The 18,700-nt window shown below is 71.8% G+C and carries 15 protein-coding genes, 1 tRNA gene and 3 pseudogenes; 13 read left to right on the top strand and 6 right to left on the bottom strand.

The annotated features are described in order from the left end of the window. Positions 1-91: 91 nt before the first annotated feature. Both GU5_RS0106995 and GU5_RS0106990 read right to left on the bottom strand, forming a co-directional pair. On the bottom strand, positions 92-1,618 hold the full coding sequence (locus tag GU5_RS0106995) for a DUF2079 domain-containing protein (protein ID WP_237704689.1): 1,527 nt from the start codon (positions 1,616-1,618) through the stop codon (positions 92-94). 10 nt (positions 1,619-1,628) lie between these two features. Continuing rightward, positions 1,629-1,701: transfer RNA gene (locus tag GU5_RS0106990), tRNA-Arg, on the bottom strand. 237 nt (positions 1,702-1,938) lie between these two features. Between GU5_RS0106990 and GU5_RS16320 the strand changes: the two genes are divergently transcribed. Then, positions 1,939-2,508, top strand: coding sequence for a single-stranded DNA-binding protein (locus tag GU5_RS16320; RefSeq protein WP_010524865.1), 570 nt, complete (start codon positions 1,939-1,941; stop codon positions 2,506-2,508). Positions 2,509-2,678: 170 nt separating this feature from the next. Further along, complete coding sequence (gene ettA, locus GU5_RS0106980; protein ID WP_010524864.1) at positions 2,679-4,361, top strand: energy-dependent translational throttle protein EttA; 1,683 nt, start codon at positions 2,679-2,681, stop codon at positions 4,359-4,361. Between the two features lie 98 nt (positions 4,362-4,459). On the opposite strand, the gene GU5_RS0106975 is transcribed toward ettA, so the two are convergent. Both GU5_RS0106975 and GU5_RS0106970 read right to left on the bottom strand, forming a co-directional pair. Continuing rightward, complete coding sequence (locus GU5_RS0106975) at positions 4,460-5,929, bottom strand: glyceraldehyde-3-phosphate dehydrogenase (RefSeq protein WP_010524863.1); 1,470 nt, start codon at positions 5,927-5,929, stop codon at positions 4,460-4,462. A gap of 300 nt (positions 5,930-6,229) precedes the next feature. Beyond that, complete coding sequence (locus GU5_RS0106970) at positions 6,230-7,264, bottom strand: acyl-CoA thioesterase II (protein ID WP_010524862.1); 1,035 nt, start codon at positions 7,262-7,264, stop codon at positions 6,230-6,232. A gap of 75 nt (positions 7,265-7,339) precedes the next feature. Between GU5_RS0106970 and GU5_RS0106965 the strand changes: the two genes are divergently transcribed. Beyond that, positions 7,340-8,020: a hypothetical protein gene (locus tag GU5_RS0106965; protein WP_010524861.1), complete on the top strand. Its 681-nt coding sequence runs from the start codon at positions 7,340-7,342 to the stop codon at positions 8,018-8,020. Between the two features lie 47 nt (positions 8,021-8,067). On the opposite strand, the gene GU5_RS17410 is transcribed toward GU5_RS0106965, so the two are convergent. Next, the gene (locus GU5_RS17410; protein ID WP_202797583.1) at positions 8,068-8,499 is read right to left on the bottom strand and encodes a globin; all 432 of its coding nucleotides are present in this window, start codon (positions 8,497-8,499) and stop codon (positions 8,068-8,070) included. Between the two features lie 384 nt (positions 8,500-8,883). Continuing rightward, a pseudogene (locus tag GU5_RS17405) lies at positions 8,884-9,345 on the bottom strand (OsmC family protein); the annotation flags it as partial. Between the two features lie 204 nt (positions 9,346-9,549). On the opposite strand from GU5_RS17405, the gene GU5_RS0106955 reads away from it, so the two are divergent. The 10 genes and pseudogenes from GU5_RS0106955 to GU5_RS16315 all read left to right on the top strand — a co-directional run bounded on the left by GU5_RS0106955 (position 9,550) and on the right by GU5_RS16315 (position 18,667). Beyond that, positions 9,550-10,023 carry a ribose-5-phosphate isomerase gene (locus GU5_RS0106955; protein ID WP_010524859.1) on the top strand — a complete coding sequence of 158 codons (474 nt, stop codon included), beginning with the start codon at positions 9,550-9,552 and terminating at the stop codon, positions 10,021-10,023. Positions 10,024-10,044: 21 nt separating this feature from the next. Further along, a complete protein-coding gene (locus tag GU5_RS0106950) occupies positions 10,045-10,956 on the top strand; it encodes an Fpg/Nei family DNA glycosylase (RefSeq protein WP_010524858.1) in 912 nt (303 codons plus the stop codon). A gap of 235 nt (positions 10,957-11,191) precedes the next feature. Next, positions 11,192-13,186 carry a threonine--tRNA ligase gene (gene thrS, locus GU5_RS0106945; RefSeq protein ID WP_029514094.1) on the top strand — a complete coding sequence of 665 codons (1,995 nt, stop codon included), beginning with the start codon at positions 11,192-11,194 and terminating at the stop codon, positions 13,184-13,186. A 6-nt stretch (positions 13,187-13,192) separates the two neighbouring features. After that, complete coding sequence (locus tag GU5_RS0106940; protein WP_010524856.1) at positions 13,193-13,873, top strand: HIT domain-containing protein; 681 nt, start codon at positions 13,193-13,195, stop codon at positions 13,871-13,873. Next, positions 13,873-14,484 carry a phosphatidylinositol phosphate synthase gene (gene pgsA / locus GU5_RS0106935; RefSeq protein WP_010524855.1) on the top strand — a complete coding sequence of 204 codons (612 nt, stop codon included), beginning with the start codon at positions 13,873-13,875 and terminating at the stop codon, positions 14,482-14,484. Before GU5_RS0106940 ends, pgsA begins: the two co-directional genes overlap by 1 nt. Positions 14,485-14,708: 224 nt before the next feature. Further along, on the top strand, positions 14,709-15,467 hold the full coding sequence (locus GU5_RS0106930; RefSeq protein ID WP_010524854.1) for a YebC/PmpR family DNA-binding transcriptional regulator: 759 nt from the start codon (positions 14,709-14,711) through the stop codon (positions 15,465-15,467). Next, a pseudogene (ruvC, locus tag GU5_RS15880) lies at positions 15,467-16,211 on the top strand (crossover junction endodeoxyribonuclease RuvC). Before GU5_RS0106930 ends, ruvC begins: the two are co-directional and overlap by 1 nt. Positions 16,212-16,353: 142 nt before the next feature. Continuing rightward, positions 16,354-16,986, top strand: coding sequence for a Holliday junction branch migration protein RuvA (gene ruvA / locus GU5_RS0106920; RefSeq protein ID WP_029514093.1), 633 nt, complete (start codon positions 16,354-16,356; stop codon positions 16,984-16,986). Positions 16,987-17,057: 71 nt separating this feature from the next. Then, positions 17,058-18,136: pseudogene (gene ruvB, locus GU5_RS15875) on the top strand (Holliday junction branch migration DNA helicase RuvB). 156 nt (positions 18,137-18,292) lie between these two features. Further along, on the top strand, positions 18,293-18,667 hold the full coding sequence (locus GU5_RS16315) for a preprotein translocase subunit YajC (RefSeq protein ID WP_010524851.1): 375 nt from the start codon (positions 18,293-18,295) through the stop codon (positions 18,665-18,667). Positions 18,668-18,700: the final 33 nt, after the last annotated feature.

The following is an 18,700-nucleotide window of genomic DNA, read 5'->3' as shown; positions in this document are numbered from 1 at the left end:
CGGTCGGGCGGTCCGGACGGTCGGGATCGGGAACCCTGCCGAGGGGCTCGTCGGTGTCGCGGCCGTCCCGTCCGCTCAGGGCATAAGGCGTTCAGCGGCGGAGGTATTCCGCGCAGGAGGCGTCCACGGCGTCGTCGACCTCCCGGTGGAGCACCCACAGGCCGGCGTCGTCGGAGATGACCGGCTCGAAGCCCAGACGATCGGCGCGGTCGAAGGCCTCGGCCGGGGTGAGCGGATCGTTGCCGCCGAGCTCGGAGACGGTGTCGTCGATGATCAGCCAGCTCAGCCGGTCCTCGTCGGTGGTGCCGTTCAGCCCGACGCGGGTGCGGTCGACCAGATGCGGTGCGGCGGTGTCGGCGGCCTCGACGCAGACCCCGTCGGGGATCGTCTCCACGGCGCGCTGATGGGCGGCGACGCGTTCGTCGAAGGACCAGGAGGCGGTCACCGTGCGCTGCAGGGGGAAGACCTGCGGGAAGGTCAGCGTCCCGACCACCGACAGGGCCAGCGCCGTGGCCGGCACGGCGGTCGCCCAGCGGCGGTGCCGCGCTGTGGTCGCCGGCGCGTCGCGCTCGGGGATCTCCGAAGCCTCCGAAATCTCCGAAATCTCCGTCCGGGCCGGGGCTGCGCGGCGGGCGCGGAAGGCCTGGATCCGGCGGACGGTGTCCAGAGCGGCCAGCAGGAAGATCGGGGCGAGGATCGCGTCGTACTGATAGACCGGCGACCAGACATTGAGGCGGTCGTTGAACAGTCGGGAGAGCAGGATCGGGGCGCCGACGATCGCATAGGGCGAGGCCAGCGGCAGCAGCCACAGCGGCACGAAGTGCAGCAGCCACAGCGCGATCTTCAACGGATGGTCGACCAGGATCGCCGCCGCGTTCCAGGGCTGGGTGAGGAGGAAGACCACCGCCGCACCGGCCGAGGCGCCCAGGGCGGTGAACTCCCAATAGCCGAAGTCGCCGCTGGGGGAGAAATGCGGGATGACCACGTCGGTGGCGAACCAGTAGCCGGCGACGCCGAGGCCCGCGGTGAGCGCCGCGGCCGTCCATCGACGGCGCAGCAGGAGCACCAGCGCGATCGCGACCAGGGTGACGCCCATATCCTCGCGGACCAGCAGCAGCGCGGCCGAGAGCCCGACGACCAGCCGGATCCGGTCGCGCTCCATCGCCCAGATCACCCAGGCGATCAACGGCACCCCGACGGCGATCTCGTGGAAGTCCCAGTTCACGATGGCCTGGAACGGCCAGCCCAGCAGCAGCGCGCCCACGGCGACCATGCCGGTGCGGTGTCCGAACCAGCCGCGGGCGACCAGGTAGGTGGGGATCGCCGCGGAGACGAGCAGGAGGATCAGTGCGATGTTCAGCATGCGCGGGTCGTCCCAGATCCAGTACAGCGGCGCCAGCACCACCAGCACCGGGTGGAAGTGGTCGCCCAGCAGATGGAAGTCCTCACCCTTGATCGGCACGATGGGCGCCTTGAACAGCGCGTACTGCCGCACCGCCTGGTCGAAGATGCCCAGGTCGAAGCCTTTGGCGGAGAAGGTGGCGTAGCGCAGCAGGGAATGGGCCAGGTACAGCACGGAGGCCGCCGCCATCACGGCCGTCAGCTGGATCCTCTGCACACGCGTCAAGTGCCTCGGGAGGGATTCGAACCCCCGACCGGCGGATTAGAAGGCCGCTGCTCTATCCCCTGAGCTACCGAGGCGGGACGGGCCGTCGCGGGCGACGGCTCGACGCCACAGTCTACCGGCTCGGCTCCTGCACAGGCGACGCCGCCGAGCACGCGACACGCCGCCGTCTCCACAGACGCGTGCTCCGGGCTCCCGGAGGCGTGTCGTGCCGAGCAGACTGGCCGCACGGTCGACGCGACGACCACGGCCCGGCGTCGACCGGCCCGAAACGCCTGAGACGGGCAGCGGGCCGTGGAGGACGGAGCACCATCATGACCGAGACCATCACTGTGCGCGGCTTCCTGGGCGGGGACGTCCGCCTGGTCACCACTGATCGGGGACTGCCGATCGCGACCTTCCGGCTGGCCTCGACGCCGCGCCGCTTCGACCGCGAGCGTCAGACCTGGGTGGACGGGGAGACCAACTGGTACAGCGTCGCCTGTTTCCGCTCGCTGGCGCAGAACGCCCATGCCACGCTCGGCAAGGGCGACCCCGTCGTCGTCACCGGCAGACTCAAGGTCCGCCGCTGGGAGAACGAGCACGGCCAGCGCGGAACTGCAGTGGACATCGACGCCGACGGCGTGGGCCACGACCTGACCTTCGGCACCGGTTCCTTCGTCCGACTGGGCACCGGTCCCGGCGAGGGCGTGCGAGGAGGTGCCGCCCAAGGATCGGGCGAGGGGCCGGGGGAGTCCGTCGACGAAGGCGGCGACGAGTACAGCGGGGAGGGGACGGCGGCCGCCGTCGGCGGGACCGGCGCCGACGGGGCATCCGGCGACTCCGCGGCGGCCTCGGCCTGGGACGCCGCACCGGCGGGAGAGCGGGAGCCGGCCCCGTTCTGAACGTTCGTCGGTCCCCGGCGAGGCGCCGCCGGCGACCGCCCCCGTCGTCGTCTCGCGGAGTCGCCGACGACGACGGATCGAGCCCCGGAGCACGCCCGGTCGGTCGGCCCGGACCGGAGAGCCGGTGCGGCGTTCGCCGCAGCCGGGTCGGGCCGACTAGCCTGGGGTGCATGGCAGAGTTCATTTACACCATGGTCAAAGCCCGCAAGAAGGTGGGCGACAAGCTCATCCTCGACGATGTCACGATGTCGTTCTACCCCGGAGCGAAGATCGGCGTCGTCGGTCCCAACGGGGCCGGAAAGTCCACGATCCTGAAGATCATGGCCGGGCTGGACCAGCCGTCCAACGGTGAGGCTCGCCTGTCCCCGGGGTATTCGGTGGGCATCCTGCGGCAGGAGCCGCCGCTGAACGAGGAGAAGACCGTCCTGGGCAACGTCCAGGAGGGCGTCGGCGAGATCTTCGAGAAGCTGCAGCGGTACAACGAGATCTCGGCGCAGATGGCCGATCCGGACGCGGACTTCGAAGCTCTGCTGGAAGAGATGGGCACGCTGCAGGGCGAGATCGACGCGGCCAACGCCTGGGACCTCGACTCCCAGTTGGAGCAGGCCATGGACGCGCTGCGCTGCCCGCCCGGCGACGCCGACGTCACGGTGCTCTCCGGCGGTGAGCGGCGCCGTGTGGCGCTGTGCAAGCTGCTGCTCTCCAAACCGGACCTGCTGCTGCTCGACGAGCCGACCAACCACCTCGACGCCGAGTCGGTGCTGTGGCTCGAGCAGCATCTGGCCGACTACGAGGGTGCCGTGCTGGCCGTCACCCACGACCGTTACTTCCTGGACCACGTCGCCGAGTGGATCTGCGAGGTCGACCGCGGTCGGCTCTACCCCTACGAGGGCAACTACTCCACGTACCTGGACAAGAAGCGCGCGCGCATGGAGGTCCAGGGCAAGAAGGACGCCAAACTCGCGAAGCGCCTCAGCGAGGAGCTCGAGTGGGTCCGCTCGAACGCCAAGGGCAAGCAGACCAAGTCCAAGGCCCGTCTGGCTCGCTACGAGGAGATGGCCGCCGAGGCCGAGCGCACCAAGAAGCTCGACTTCGAGGAGATCCAGATCCCGCCGGGCCCGCGGCTGGGCACCCAGGTCATCGAGGCCGAGAACCTGCAGAAGGGCTTCGGGGATCGGACCCTGGTCGACGGGCTGTCCTTCTCCCTGCCGCGCAACGGCATCGTCGGCGTCATCGGCCCCAACGGCGTCGGCAAGTCCACGCTGTTCAAGACGATCATCGGCCAGGAGGAGCTCGACGGCGGCAGGCTGACCGTCGGCGAGTCGGTGAAGATCTCCTACATCGACCAGTCGCGCGGCGGCATCGATCCGGAGAAGAGCCTCTGGGAGGTCGTCTCCGGCGGGCACGACTTCATCCAGGTCGGGAACGTGGAGATGCCCTCCCGCGCCTACGTCGCCGCCTTCGGCTTCAAGGGTCCGGATCAGCAGAAGAAGGCCGGAGTCCTCTCCGGCGGTGAGCGCAACCGGCTGAACCTGGCCCTCACCCTCCAGCAGGGCGGCAATCTGCTGCTGCTCGACGAGCCGACCAACGACCTCGACGTCGAGACGCTGGGCTCGCTGGAGAATGCGCTCCTGGAGTTCCCCGGCTGTGCCGTGGTCGTCTCCCACGACCGGTGGTTCCTCGACCGCGTGGCCACCCACATCCTGGCCTGGGAGGGCACGGAGGAGGACCCGGCGAACTGGTACTGGTTCGAGGGCAACTTCGAGGCCTACGAGGCGAACAAGATCGACCGGCTCGGCCCCGACGCCGCCCGGCCGCACCGGGTCACCCACCGCAAGCTCACCCGCGGCTGAGACTCCGGCGCCGACAGCTCGGGCCCGTCGACCATCGCGATGGTCGACGGGCCCGAGCCGTCTCTCAGCAGGAGGACTGCCGTCGGCGTGCCCGACGGTCAGGCGCCGGCGCCCTCGAGCTGCTCGACGGCCGGGTACTTCTCCGGGATCGAGCCGGTCATGTGCTCGACCACTCGGACGACCTGTGAGGAGTAGCCGAACTCGTTGTCATACCAGACGTAGAGGATGGCCTGATCGCCGTTGACGATGGTGGCCAGCCCGTCGACGACTCCGGCGGCCCGCGATCCCACCAGGTCGGAGGAGACGACCTCGGCCGAGTCGATGTAATCGATCTGCCGATGCATCGGCCCCTCGAGCGACTCGCGGCGCAGCAGCCGATTGAGCTCCTCGGCCGATCCCGGGCTCTTGTCGAGCTCCAGGTTCAGGATCGCCATGGACACATCCGGCGTGGGCACCCGGATCGCATTGCCGGACAGCTTCCCGGAGAGCTCCGGCAGCGCCTTGGCCACCGCCTTCGCGGCACCGGTCTCGGTGAGCACCATGTTCAGCGCCGCCGAGCGGCCGCGCCGCTCACCGCGGTGGAAGTTGTCGATCAGGTGCTGGTCGTTGGTGTAGGAGTGCACCGTCTCGACGTGGCCGTGGTCGATGCCGAAGCGTTCGTGCATCACGGCCGCGATCGGCGTGATCGCATTCGTGGTGCAGGAGGCCGCCGAGAGGACCCGGTCGGCGTCGTCGATCTGGTCGTGGTTGACGCCGTAGACGATGTTCTTGAGCGAGCCCCTGCCCGGAGCGGTGAGCACCACCCGGGAAGCTCCGGGGGACTGCAGGTGCCGGCTCAGGTTCTCCTCGTCCCGCCACCGTCCGGTGTTGTCGATGACGACCGCATCCTCGATGCCGTGGGCGGTGTAGTCGACGTCGGCGGGGTCCTCGGCGTGGATGACCTGGATCCAGGTGCCGTTGGCGATGATCGCCCCGTGTTCCTCGTCGAGCCGGATCGAGCCGTCGAAGGGCCCGTGCACCGAGTCGCGGCGCAGCAGCGAAGCCCGCTTGGCGAGGTCGTCCTCGGAGCCCTTCCGCACCACGATGGCGCGCAGCCTCAGCCCGGAGGCCGAGGAGGCGCGTCCGATCAGGATCCGTGCGATCAGCCGGCCGATGCGACCGAAGCCGTAGAGGACGACGTCCTGGGGCGCGGCGCGTCCCCGGCCGCCGCGGCCGATCAGATCGTCGAGCTCCTCGCGGAGGAACTGCTCCAGGTCCTCGCGTCCGGAGGCTTGGAAACGGGCGTTGAGCCGGGCGATGTCGAGGCGGGCCGCCCCCAGGTCCAATCGGACCAGTTCCTGCATCAGCGGCAGGGTCTGCTCCATCGGCAGCTCGGTCTCGTCGACCTGACGGGCGAAGCGGTGGGCGCGGAGGATGTCCACCGCGGACTGATTGACCAGCCGCCGTCCGTAGATGCTGGTGACGACGTTGTTGTCCCGGTAGAGACGGCCGATCAGCGGAATCATCTCTTCGGCCGTGGATTCGCGCTGCTGCCAGCGTCGAAGATGCTCATCTGCGCGGTCGAGCACAGTTCGTCCTTCCTGCACGACGTCATCGTCGGAGTCAGGGGCGGCGGTCGCCGCCCGGTGCGTCGCGGACGGAGCGTCCGTCCGCGGTGCCGGCGGCTCGCCGTCGAGCCGCCGCGGCGTCGGCGCGGGCAGGCTCGTCCCGGCCGGCCCGCGGCAGGGCCGCAGACGGACGGAGAAGCATCGGCACCATCGCCGAAGGCCAGTCTAGGGCGACGGGAGGGCGACGGCAGGACGGCGCGGCGGATGTGTCGAGACGGCGGGACGATCGGGCGGCCCCGGGGCATCGGGGGCAGGCGTGGCTCACTCCAGCGGTTCGTGGGCGGCACGGGCGTCCCAGATCGGCCCGTACTGCTGGTCCAGGCGCCGCTGCACCGCCGAGCTCCGGGTCATCGACCGCTGCAGCCGCTCGCGGACCCGGGGCTTCAGCCCGTGCGGGCGGCGCACCATGCCCTCCTGGGCCACCGAGGCGATCAGCGCGCCGTCGCGGTTGTAGATGGAGCCGGTCGCCAGCCCCCGGGCGCTCTGCGCGCTGGGGCTCTGCTGGACGTAGAGCAGCCACTCGTCGGCACGTGCCTCGCGGTGCCACCACATCGCGTGGTCCAGCGAGGCGACTTTGATCCCGGGCTTGGCCCAGTAGAGCCCGTGGCGGCGCAGGATGGGCTCGAGCAGCGTGTAGTCGGAGGCGTAGAGGATCGCGGCGCGGTGCAGGCGGCGGTCGTCGGGCAGCGGGGCCTTCGCCCGCATCCATACGGCGTTCGCCGCCCGCGGGGCCCGGTCGGAGTCGAGGTACACCGGCCGGTCCACATGGCGGATCTCGAAGGGGCGGCCTCGCGCCCACTCCTGCATGACCGGATGGTCGACGTGGCCGACCAGCTCGTCGGGAGTCGGCAGCTGGTCGGGATCCGGGATGTGGCCGGGCATCTCCCGCTGATGCGACGGACCGGGAGAGGGTCGTTGGAAGGAGGCGATCATCGACAGGATGGGCTTGCCGCCCTGATAGGCCTGGCTGCGGCGGGCGGAGAAGGATCCGCCGTCGCGCAGCCGCTCCACGGCGATCTCGATCGGCTGGGTCGCATCGCCGGGCCGCAGGAAGTAGCCGTGGACCGAGTGGATCACCCGCTCCGGGTCGACGGTGCGCATCGCCGCGATCGCCGCCTGCGAGACGACCTGGCCGCCGAAGACCCGCCAGAACGCCTGGTCGAAGACCGGCCCGAGGAAGCGCTCCTCGGAGCCGCGCGGTCCGGAGAGCGGTTCGAGCTCCTCCAGGTCCAGCATCCCCACCAGCTGGGCGACGGCCTCGTCGGGCGAGGGGACCTGATAACGGGTGGAGGGCATGCGACGTCCTTCCGGAGGGGTCTCATCGGGGCCTCGGCGGGCCAGGGTGCGGGCGAGGATGACAGAATCAATCCTATGACCGAAGCGCTGCGATTCGCCGAAGCCGTCTCCCTGCAGGATCTGTCGACCTATGTGGGCCGGGCCCGCCGCATCCAGGAGCAGGGGATCCGCCTGCAGGCGGTCGGGTCGGCGCTGGCCGCCTGGGTGCCGGTGATGACGCCCAGCTCGCTGGTCGGCCGTCTGCCGGCGGTGCTGGGGCTGCGGACCATGGCGCTGGCCGAGGCCTCCGAAGCCGACGTCACCGTCGAGCTCAACGCGGTCACCGAGCGGATCGCCCGCCTGGATCCGGCCGACGTCGAGCTTCCCCTGCCGCCGAGTCGGATGACGGTGCCCTGGGCGGCGGTGACCCCGCCGCGCTCGGGCTGGGAGCCGGCCGGCGAGCTGTCCGACGACACCGTCCGCGACGCCGCCGAGTCCGGAGTCTCCGAGATCACCGACGTCGTCCCCGACACCGCCGGCGCGTCGGTGGTCGAGCAGGTTCGCGAGCGCGTGTGGGGCCGGGTCTTGGAGCCCGGCCCGCAGGACGCCGTCGCGGATGTCGAGGTGCCGGCCGGGGCGGCCTTCGGCGCCCACGCGCTGGGCTTCCTCGCCGCCCGCGGTGCCGGCGGCACCACGGCGGTCCACCGGCTGGGCCGCTGGGTGCGGCTGTCCTCGGCCGGCGGCTTCGTGCTCTGCCGGACCTCCGGCGGCCTCTGAGCCGGCCGGTCCCGACTGATCCCGGCTGATTCCTGCAGCGCGTCGGCTCAGCTGTTGACCATCGAATGCGCCGCCCGGGAGAGGTAGTCCCAGAGGATCTCGTCGTGCAGCGGCGAGAGCTCGGCGGCGTCGACGGCGCGGCGCATATAGCGCAGCCAGGTGTCGCGGGCGGCGGCGTCGACGCGGAAGGGCATGTGGCGCATCCGCAGCCGCGGATGGCCGCGCTCCTCCTGGTACGTCCGCGGCCCGCCCCAGTACTGCTCGAGGAACATCAGCAGCCGCCGCTTGGCCGGCTCGAGGTCCTCCTCGGGATAGAGCGCGCGGAAGTCCGGGTCCTCGGCCACCTGCTCGTAGAAGACGTCGACGATGCGGACGAAGGTCTCGTGCCCGCCGACGGCCTCGTAGAAGGTCTGCTGCTCGCCGCCGGGCGTCCCCGACGACGCCGGCTCCGCGGAGCGCGCCGGCGCCGTCGGGCGGATCGGCTGAGGTCCGGGCCCGCCGCCGGGCGGGGGGAGATATCCCAGGTCGGCGGAGGAGCCCGTCGCGCCGGTCGTGCTCGACGGGCCCGGGGCGGCCTCGGCGTCCTGCTCGTCGCTGCGGCGGTCGTCGTCGGCCACGGTGGATCCTCCCTGTCGTGTCTGCTGCTCGTGCTCGGCGCCCCGGCGTCGGGCGCCCGCGTCCTGGCCGCGCTCGGGCAGGCCGGTGACCTGCGAGGGCGGCTTGCCGACCGGGGCCAGCGTGGCGATCGGCGCGCCCAGCCGGCGGGAGAAGGTCGGCAGCTGCTGGTCGTCGGCCGCGCTCTCCGACGCCGCGCGCTGCGACGTCTGCGACGCAGGCGTCACCGGCTCGTGGGTGACCGGGAAGTCGACGCTGCGGGCGATCACGCAACGCTCGGCGGCGATGACGTGCAGCGCGTCGGCCTCCTCGCGGCGGGACTCGTCGACCAGCTCCACGGTCGGGCGCAGCACCGCGCCGGTGATCCGCCCGCCACCGTCGGGCTCCATCCGCAGCTCGGCCGAGCCGGAGACGGTCAGCGAGGTGACGACCAGCGAGGCCTCCGCGGCGGCGTGCAGATATGACAAGGCGTGACACTGCGCCAGCGAGGCCAGCAGCAGCTGCTCGGGATTCCACTGCTCGGCGTCGCCGTGGAAGGCACGCGCCGCCGAGCCGGTCAGCGGCTCCGGAGCGCGCAGTCCGCGCTCGACCTCGCGCGGCGCGAGCACCGTGCGGACCGTGTGCTCGCGGGTGTAGCCGCGCGGGTCGGCGGTGCCGGCGGGATCCGACCAGCTGACCTCCACGGCGAACGTGTGCTGCTGGATGTCCATGCTCTCCTCGTGGCGGGATCGTGCGACGGCCTCGGGTCGTCGTCGGGGGTGGGCCCACGATACCGCCGAGGGCACTGTCCGTGACGACTCGGGGAGCCCGGACGCCGCGGAGAGCGGGGCGCGGCGGAGGACGCGGCGGCAGGGTCTCGGTGCGCATAGGATGTCAGTGGTCCGATTCCCGGCTCCGAGAGGAATTCATCTGACATGCGCGTCCACATCGCCACCGACCACGCCGGCATGGAGCTCTCCGCCCACCTGGTGAAGCACCTGGCGGATCGGGGCTACGAGATGGTCGACCACGGCCCCGAGGTCTACGACGCCGAGGACGACTATCCCGCCTACTGCTTCCGCGCCGCCGAGGCGGTGGCCGCCGAGCAGGCCGAGGGGCGGGAGGCGCTGGGCATCGTGCTCGGCGGCTCCGGCAACGGCGAGCAGATCACCGCCAACAAGGTCCGCGGCATCCGCGCGGCGCTGGCGTGGAACTTGGAGACGGCCCGTCTGGCGCGCGAGCACAACGACGCCAACGTCGTCGGTCTGGGCGGCCGCCAGCATTCCCTGCAGGAGGCCGCCGCGATCGTCGAGGCCTTCCTGAGCGCCGCATGGAGCGGGGAGGAGCGCCACGCGCGGCGCCTCGGGAAGATCGCCCACTACGAGCGCACCGGCGAGATCCTGGACTGATCCTCCCGGACCGTCCACCGCATGCCTGAAGGTCATACTCTCCACCGCCTGGCCGCCCAGATCGAGGATCTCTTCGTCGGCCGGCTCTGGCGCGTCAGCTCGCCCCAGGGACGCTTCGCCGCCGGGGCGGGGCGGCTCGACGGACGCGTTCCGCAGCGCGCCGAGGCCTGGGGCAAGCAGCTCTTCGTCCATCTGGGCGCCGACATCTGGCAGGTCCACCTCGGGCTCTACGGCGCCGTCAGCTTCCGCGGCGACGAGCACTTCGCCGGAGCCCCGACGCTGGGCGCCCCGCGGGCCCGGCTCGAGCCCCCGACGGTGCGTCGCGACGAGGACGGCTGGGTCATCCCCGAACCGCCGCGCGGTGCGGTGCGCGCCCGCCTCCGCACCGAGCACGGCTGGGCCGATCTGCGAGGACCGGCGACCTGCGCCGTGCTCAGCGTGCCGGAGTACGAGCGCGTCGTCGCCCGGCTGGGTCCGGATCCGCTCCGCGAGCAGTCCGACGCCGCGCCGCCGGACGAGGGGCGGCCGCACGGCGGCCCCTCGGGACTCGAGGCCTTCGCCCGCCGCCTGGCCCGGCGCAGGATCCCGATCGCCCAGGCGTTGATGGATCAGTCGATCATCGCCGGCGTGGGCAACATCTACCGGGCCGAGTCGCTCTTCCTGGAGCGGCTGGACCCGAGCCTCCCCGCCGCCGACCTGTCCGCGGAATCGGTCGCCGCACTCTGGCGACGCCTGGGCGTCCAGCTGCGCGACGGCGTCGCCGAGGGCGTCATCCGCACGCTGCGGCCCGAGGACGCGTCGCGCCACGACCCGGCCCGGCGCCACTGGGTCTACCAGCACCAGGGCACGCCCTGTCTGCGCTGCGGCGCGGTGCTGGCGGTGCGCGAGCTGCAGGGGCGCTCGCTGTACTGGTGCCCCGGCTGCCAGGGATGAGCCGGAGACCCGGGCGGCGGGCCTCGACGACGCATGCCGAGGATGCGTCCCGTAGAATCGTCGGCGACCCCCGTGCGCGTCGTCCGCGACCGCTGTCGCCGGCGTCGGCCGTCGCGCCGCACGGCCCTCGCCCGGGGGAGAATCGCCAGCATCGGTCGAACCGTGAGGAGAACCGTTCCAAGTGTCCGAGAACGTGTCCGCCAGCCCCGCGTCGCAGCACGCCGGGACCGAGAGCATGACCATCACCGTCTCCGGCGAGGAGACCAGCGTCGAGGCGGGCACCACCGGCGCCGCGCTGTTCGCGGACCAGAAGACCACAGTGGTCATGCGGGTGGACGGCGAGCTGCAGGACCTCTCCCGCGAGATTCCCGCCGGCGCCGCCGTCGAGCCGGTCGACGTCGCTGAGCAGGACGGGCTGAACGTGCTGCGCCACTCCGCCGCGCACGTCATGGCCCAGGCGGTCCAGCAGCTCTTCCCCGGCTCCAAGCTGGGCATCGGGCCCTACGTCACCGACGGCTTCTACTTCGACTTCGACGTCGCCGAGCCCTTCACGCCCGAGGATCTCAAGACGATCGAGAAGGCGATGCAGAAGATCATCAACCAGGGCCAGCGCTTCGAGCGCGAGGTCGTCTCCGAGGAGGAGGCGAAGCGGGCCATGGCCGACGAGCCCTATAAGCTCGAGCTGCTGGGCGCCGGCGACGACGCCGACGAGACCGCCGAGGGCGCCGGCGTCGAGGTCGGCGGCGGGGAGATCACGATCTACCACAACGTCGACCGGAACGGCGAGCGGGTCTGGGCCGACCTCTGCCGCGGCCCGCATCTGCCGCACACCAAGCTGATCGCCAATGCCTTCGCGGTGATGCGCTCGGCCGCCGCCTACTGGCGCGGCGACCAGAACAACCAGCAGCTGCAGCGGCTCTACGGCACGGCCTGGCCGACCAAGGACGACCTCAAGGCCTATAAGGAGCGGCTGGCCGAGGCCGAGCGGCGCGACCACCGGCGCCTCGGCGTCGAGCTGGACCTGTTCTCCTTCCCCGACGAGCTGGGCTCGGGCCTGCCGGTGTTCCACCCCAAGGGCGGGATCATCAAGCGCGAGATGGAGGACTACGTCCGCCGCCGGCACATCGAGGAGGGCTTCGAGTACGTCGGCACCCCGCACATCTCCAAGGACGTGCTCTTCCACACCTCGGGCCACCTGCCGTACTACGCGGACTCGATGTTCCCGCCGCTGCATGTCGACGAGGAGCGCGACGCCGAGGGCAACGTCACCAAGGAGGGGCAGGAGTACCGCCTGAAGGCGATGAACTGCCCGATGCACAACCTGATCTACCGCTCGCGCGGCCGCTCCTACCGCGAGCTGCCGCTGCGCATGTTCGAGTTCGGCTCGGTCTACCGCTATGAGCAGTCCGGCGTGGTGCACGGGCTGACCCGCGTGCGCGGCATGACCCAGGACGACTCGCACTCCTACGTCACCCGCGAGCAGGCGCCGGCCGAGGTCGAGCACCTGCTGGGCTTCGTCCTCTCGCTGCTGCGCGACTTCGGGCTCCACGACTTCTACCTGGAGCTCTCCACCCGGGACGAGGACTCGGAGAAGTTCATCGGCACCGAGGAGCAGTGGGAGCAGGCCACCGACGTGCTGCGGCGGGTGGCCGAGGACACCGGCCTCGAGCTGGTCCCGGACCCCGGCGGCGCGGCCTACTACGGCCCGAAGATCTCGGTGCAGGCCCGCGATGCGCTGGGCCGGACCTGGCAGATGTCGACCATCCAGTACGACTTCAACCAGCCCACCCGCTTCGGGCTGGAGTACCAGGCCGCCGACGGCAGCCGACAGGAGCCGGTGATGATCCACTCGGCGAAGTTCGGCTCGATCGAGCGGTTCATGGGTGTGCTCGTCGAGCACTACGCGGGGGCCTTCCCGGCCTGGCTGGCGCCGGTGCAGGTGCGCGCGATCCCGGTGGCCGAGCCGTTCAACGACTACCTGGCCGAGATCGTGAAGCGGCTCAAGACCCGCGGGGTGCGCGCCGAGCTCGACGACGGCACCGAACGCTTCCCGAAGAAGATCCGCACCGCCTCCAAGGACAAGGTCCCGTTCGTGCTCATCGCCGGCGGTGACGACCACGACGCCGACGCGGTCTCCTTCCGCTTCCGCGACGGCGAGCAGGAGAACCAGGTGCCGGTCGAGGAGGCGATCGAGCGCATCGTGACCACGATCGAGCAGCGGGAGGTCTGATCGGCGGTGGGGAGCCAGCGGCAGCCCGGCGGGAGCGCGGACGACGGCGATGCGGTCGAGGACGTCGCCGGCGGCGGTGAGGACGACTTCACCCCCGCCGGCGTGCCCGACGGCTTCGAGCGACTCTGGAATCCGCATCGGATCGCCTACATGCAGCGCGGCCAGGACCAGGTGTCCTCGGCCGCGGACTGCCCCTTCTGCGAGGGGCCCCGGCGCGAGGACGAGCAGGCGCTGATCGTCCATCGCGGCCGGACCTGCTACGTGCTGCTCAACCTGTACCCCTACAATCCCGGACATCTGCTGATCTGCCCCTACCGCCATGTGGCCGACCTGACCGACCTGACGCCCGCCGAGACGGTGGAGTTCACCCGGCTGGCCCAGGTGGCGATGACCGCTCTGCGGGCGACCGCCGAGCCGGGCGGGTTCAACCTGGGCATCAACCAGGGCAAGGTCGGCGGCGCCGGGATCTCGGCGCATCTGCACCAGCATGTGGTCCCGCGCTGGGGCGGCGACGGCAACTTCCTGCCGATCATCGCCCGCACCAAGAACATGGCGCAGACGCTGGGGGAGACCCACGCGATGATCCGCGACGCCTGGGAGCAGGCGGAGGAGACCGTCGCCGCCCGACAGGCCGACGACGCGGCGCCTGCCGACGACGCATCCGCCGGCGACGGGCGGTCGCGCTGATGTTCTCGCGCCGCGCCCGGCGCGCCGCCGCCCGGGTCTTCGGCCCGGTCGCGGAGCTGCTGCGCCGGCTGGGCATCACGCCGAACATGGTCACCCTGGTCGGCACCGCCGGGGTGTGCCTGGGCGCGCTGACCCTCTATCCGCTGGACCAGCTGTTCTGGGGCACGGTCTTCATCACCGTGTTCATCTTCTCCGACCTGCTGGACGGTCTGCTGGCGCGCAGCACCGACAGCGCCTCGGTGCTGGGCGGCTTCCTGGACTCGACCCTGGACCGCCTGCAGGACGGGTCGATCTTCCTGGGCCTGCTGATCTGGGCGTTCACCGTCGGCGGCGAGCCGGGCATCGGCGTCGCCGCCGGCGCCTGCCTGGTGCTGGGCCATCTGGTCTCCTATGTGCGGGCGAAGGCGGAGTCGCTGGGCTTCACCGCCGACGTCGGACTCGCCGAGCGCACCGAGCGGCTGGTGGTCACGCTCGTCTTCACCGGGTTCACCGGGCTGGGCCTGCCGGCGACGGTGCTGCTGGTGGTGCTGTGCGTGCTGGCCGCCGCCTCGGCGGCCACCGTCCTCCAGCGGATCCTCGCCGTGCGCTCCCAGGCCGCTGAGCAGGGCTGACCCCGAGGCCGGCGGGGATGCCGACGGGACGCTGACCAGCCGGCGTCGGCGCCGTCGCTGCGCGCGCTTCGGCATCGACACGCCGACGACGGTAGGCTGGGGCGCAGACTCGACGCCGGGGGAGCGCGCCCGGTGCGGCGCGGCACCGGCCACGGTGCGCCCGCCCGGCAGGCGCCGCACCCCCGGCGCGGACCTGTCTTCCACCTCGTCGAGAACGGAGAACTATGGCCGGCCATTCGAAATGGGCCAACACCAAGCACCGCAAGGCGGCGGTCGATGCCAAGCGGGCCAAGATCAACGCGCGCTACACCAAGCAGATCGAGGTGGCCGCGCGCAGCGGAGGCCCCGACACCGACGGCAACCCGGCGCTGGAGACTGCGGTCCAGAAGGCCAAGAAGAACTCGGTGCCGAACGACAACATCGATCGCGCGATCAAGCGCGGCGCCGGACTGACCGGCGATGCGGTGGAGTACGAGGAGATCCTCTACGAGGTCCGCGGTCCCCAGGGCTCGGCGCTGATGGTCGAGTGCCTCACCGACAACCGCAACCGGGCGGCCTCCGAGGTGCGCACTGCGGTCAACCGCGCCGGCGGCACGATGGCCGACCCCGGCTCGGTGGCCTACATGTTCCAGCGGCGCGGCATCGTCACGCTGCCGAAGAACGGCATGTCCGAGGACGACGTGCTCGCCGCGGTCCTGGAGGCCGGCGTGGACGACGTCATCGAGAACGACGAGACCTTCGAGATCCGCTGCGAGCCGCAGGACCTCAGCGACGTCGTCGACGCGCTGCGCGAGGCCGGCATCGAGCATGACAACGACGAGGTCGCCTTCGTCTCCGACGTCTCGGTGGACCTCGACCTGGCCGCGGCGAAGAAGTTCCTGCGCATCTACGACGTCCTCGAGGACGTCGACGACGTGCAGAACATCCACACCAATGCCGATCTGAGCGCGGAGACGATGGCCGCGCTCGACGCCGAGAGCTGATGGGCGCCGCGCCGGTGCGCGGGACCGCCGGGGGGTCGCTGGTCGCCCAGCGCATCCTCGGCGTCGACCCGGGGCTGACCCGCTGCGGCTTCGCCGTGGTGGAGATGCAGCCGGACCGCACCGGCGCCTCGGTGGCCGTCGAGGTCGCCGGCACGCGTTCCGACCAGGACCTGGCGTCCCGCATCCTGGCGATCCAGCGCGCCGCCGAGCGGCTGCTCGACGTCCATGCGCCCGACGTGCTGGCCATCGAACGCGTCTTCGCGCAGAACAACGCGCCGACGGTGGTGGGCACCGCTCAGGCCTCGGGCGTGGTCATCGCCGCCGCGGCCGCCCGGGGGCATCCCCGTGGCCTGGCACACCCCGTCGGAGGTCAAGGCGGCGGTGACCGACGACGGCTCGGCGGCCAAGGACGCCGTCGCCCGCATGGTCCAGCGGATCCTCAAGCTGGACGAGCTGCCGAAGCCGGTGGACGCCACCGACGCCTATGCGGTGGCCATCTGCCACGCCTGGCGGTCCGGCGTCGGCACGCGGCACGACATGTCCGCCGGCACGCGGACCCACCAGGGCGCGCGGACTGCCGCCCAGCAGGCCGCCGCGCGGCAGCCGCGCGAGGCCACCCCGGCCCAGCGGGCCTGGGCCGAGGCCGAGCGGCGCGCCGCGAACGGCCGGTCCTCGCCGGCGTCTCCCGGTGCTCCGGGGACTCCTGGGCGCGTTGACCCGCGACGAGCCGATCGACGACGGTAGGCTGTTCGAAGACATCTGCGAATGATGTCCCGACGACTCTGATGACGATGCCCGACGGCGCTGCGCTCGATCGGCGCCGATGAGCGACGTCGCCCGCCGACGGACGGCCCGTCCGCCGCCGGACGACGAGGAATGGTGGACGATGATCTCTTCGATCCGCGGCGAGGTGCTGCAGGTGGGGCTCGACCATGCCGTGGTCGAGGTCTCGGGCTTCGGGCTCGAGGTGAGCGCGACGCCGCAGACCCTGACCGAGCTGCGGACCGGCTCCGAGGCCCGTCTGCTGACCAGCTTCGTGCCGCGCCAGGACGACGCGCCGCTGCTCTTCGGCTTCGCCGAGGCCGGCGAGCGGGAGATCTTCACCAGCCTGCTCTCCATCTCCGGCGTGGGCCCGCGGCTCGCGCTGGCGGTGCTGAGCGTGCACACGCCGGCCGAGGTGCGTGCGGCCATCGCCGAGTCCGACACTGCGGCGTTCACCCGCGTGCCGGGCATCGGGAAGAAGACCGCCCAGCGGATCCTGCTGGAGCTGGCCGGCAAGCTGGTCATCGAGCAGCCTCCCGAGGAGCCCTCCTCCGACGGCGGCTCCGCCGAGGCCGAGGCCGACGGCGAGCAGGTCCGTGCGCAGGTGCGCGAGGCGCTGACCTCGCTGGGCTGGACCGAGAAGGACGCCCGCATCGCAGTGGAGAAGGAACTTCAGGCCCGGCCCGAGCTCGCCGAGGCCGCCGTCTCCGAGGTGCTCCGGCAGACGCTGCGCAGTCTGGGAGGCCCGTCCCGATGAGCGCAGAGGAGCCTCCCGCGGCATCGGCGGACGGGCGCGACCCGTCGCGCGAGGTCGTCGACTCTGCGCCGATGCCGGAGGAGAAGGCGATGGAGGCCGCGCTGCGGCCGAAGACGCTGGAGGACTTCGTCGGCCAGCAGACGGTCCGCCACCAGCTCTCGCTGGTGCTGCAGTCCTCGCGGCTGCGCGGCGCGGCGGCGGACCACGTGCTGCTCTCCGGTCCGCCGGGGCTGGGCAAGACGACGCTGGCGATGATCATCGCCGCGGAGATGGACGCCTCCCTGCGGGTGACCTCCGGTCCGGCGATCCAGCACGCCGGCGACCTCGCCGCGATCCTCTCGTCGCTGACCAGGGGGAGGTGCTCTTCGTCGACGAGATCCACCGGATGGCGCGGCCGGCCGAGGAGATGCTCTACATGGCGATGGAGGACTTCCGCGTCGACATCGTCGTCGGCAAGGGGGCGGGAGCCACCTCGATCCCGCTGGATCTGCCGCAGTTCACCCTGGTCGGGGCGACCACCCGGGCCGGGCTGCTGCCGGGGCCGCTGCGCGACCGATTCGGCTTCACCGGCCACCTGGAGTACTACGGCGTGGGGGAGCTCGAGCATGTGCTGCGCCGCTCGGCGGAGCTGCTTCAGGTGCAGGTCAGCGACGTCGGCTTCGCCGAGATCGCCTCCCGCTCGCGGGGTACGCCGCGGGTGACCAACAGGCTGCTGCGGCGTGTGCGCGACTGGGCGCTCGTGCACGGGGTCGATCTGGTCGACGTCGACGCCGCCGCGGCGGCGCTGGACACCTACGAGGTGGACCGGCGGGGACTGGACCGCCTGGACCGTGCCGTGCTCGAGGCGCTGTGCTCGACCTTCCGCGGAGGCCCGGTGGGGCTCTCGACGCTGGCCATCCTGGTCGGCGAGGAGACCGAGACGGTGGAGACCGTCGCCGAACCCTATCTGGTCCGCGAAGGGCTGCTGGCGCGCACGCCGCGCGGCCGGGTGGCCACCGAGGGCGCCTGGCGACACCTGGGACTCGAGCCGCCGGAGCAGGGTGCGCCGCTCGGCGGCCCCGGTTCCACGGCGTCGTCGCCGCAGGCCTCGCCGTCGTCCGCTCACAGCGGACGTTCGGCGAGCGCTCCGGGGCCGACCACCGAGGGCTGATAGTCTCGTCGGTTGAATGGCAGAGGTGCCGGCTGATGATCGTCCCCGCCCCGGGGAGCGCATCGGCGGCCCGGCCGGGCCGGCTCGCACGTCCGGCACGGAGCATCCGGGCGGTGCCCGGACCGAGACGACCCCTCGACAGATTGGCCCGAACCTGTGAACGCACTGACGATCTCGACCCAGATCCTCGCCGCCGGCGGCGACGGCGGCGCCGGTGGCTTCGACCCCTTCATCCTGATCATGATCGCCATCCTGGCCATCTTCATGATCCTGACCTTCCGCCGGGGCAAGAAGATGAAGGACGCCCAGGCGGCCGCGGTCAGCGGCGCAGTGGTCGGCGCGGAGGTGGCCACGGCCGGCGGCATGGTCGGCACTGTGGCCGTCCGCGACGAGGAGCGGCAGCGCGTGAGTCTCGAGTTCAGCTCCGGCGACCGGGTGGACGTGCAGCTGGCGGCGGTCCAGCATGTGCTCACCCCGGCGCCGTCGACCGAGCCGGCCGACGAGCAGAGCACCGACGAGGACCACAGCTGATCCTCGCCTGACCACGGCCCGCGGGCGACGACG

It is taken from the genome of Nesterenkonia sp. F (genome assembly GCF_000220985.1).
GTDB lineage: Bacteria > Actinomycetota > Actinomycetes > Actinomycetales > Micrococcaceae > Nesterenkonia.
This window is presented reverse-complemented; position numbering and strand designations above follow the sequence as displayed.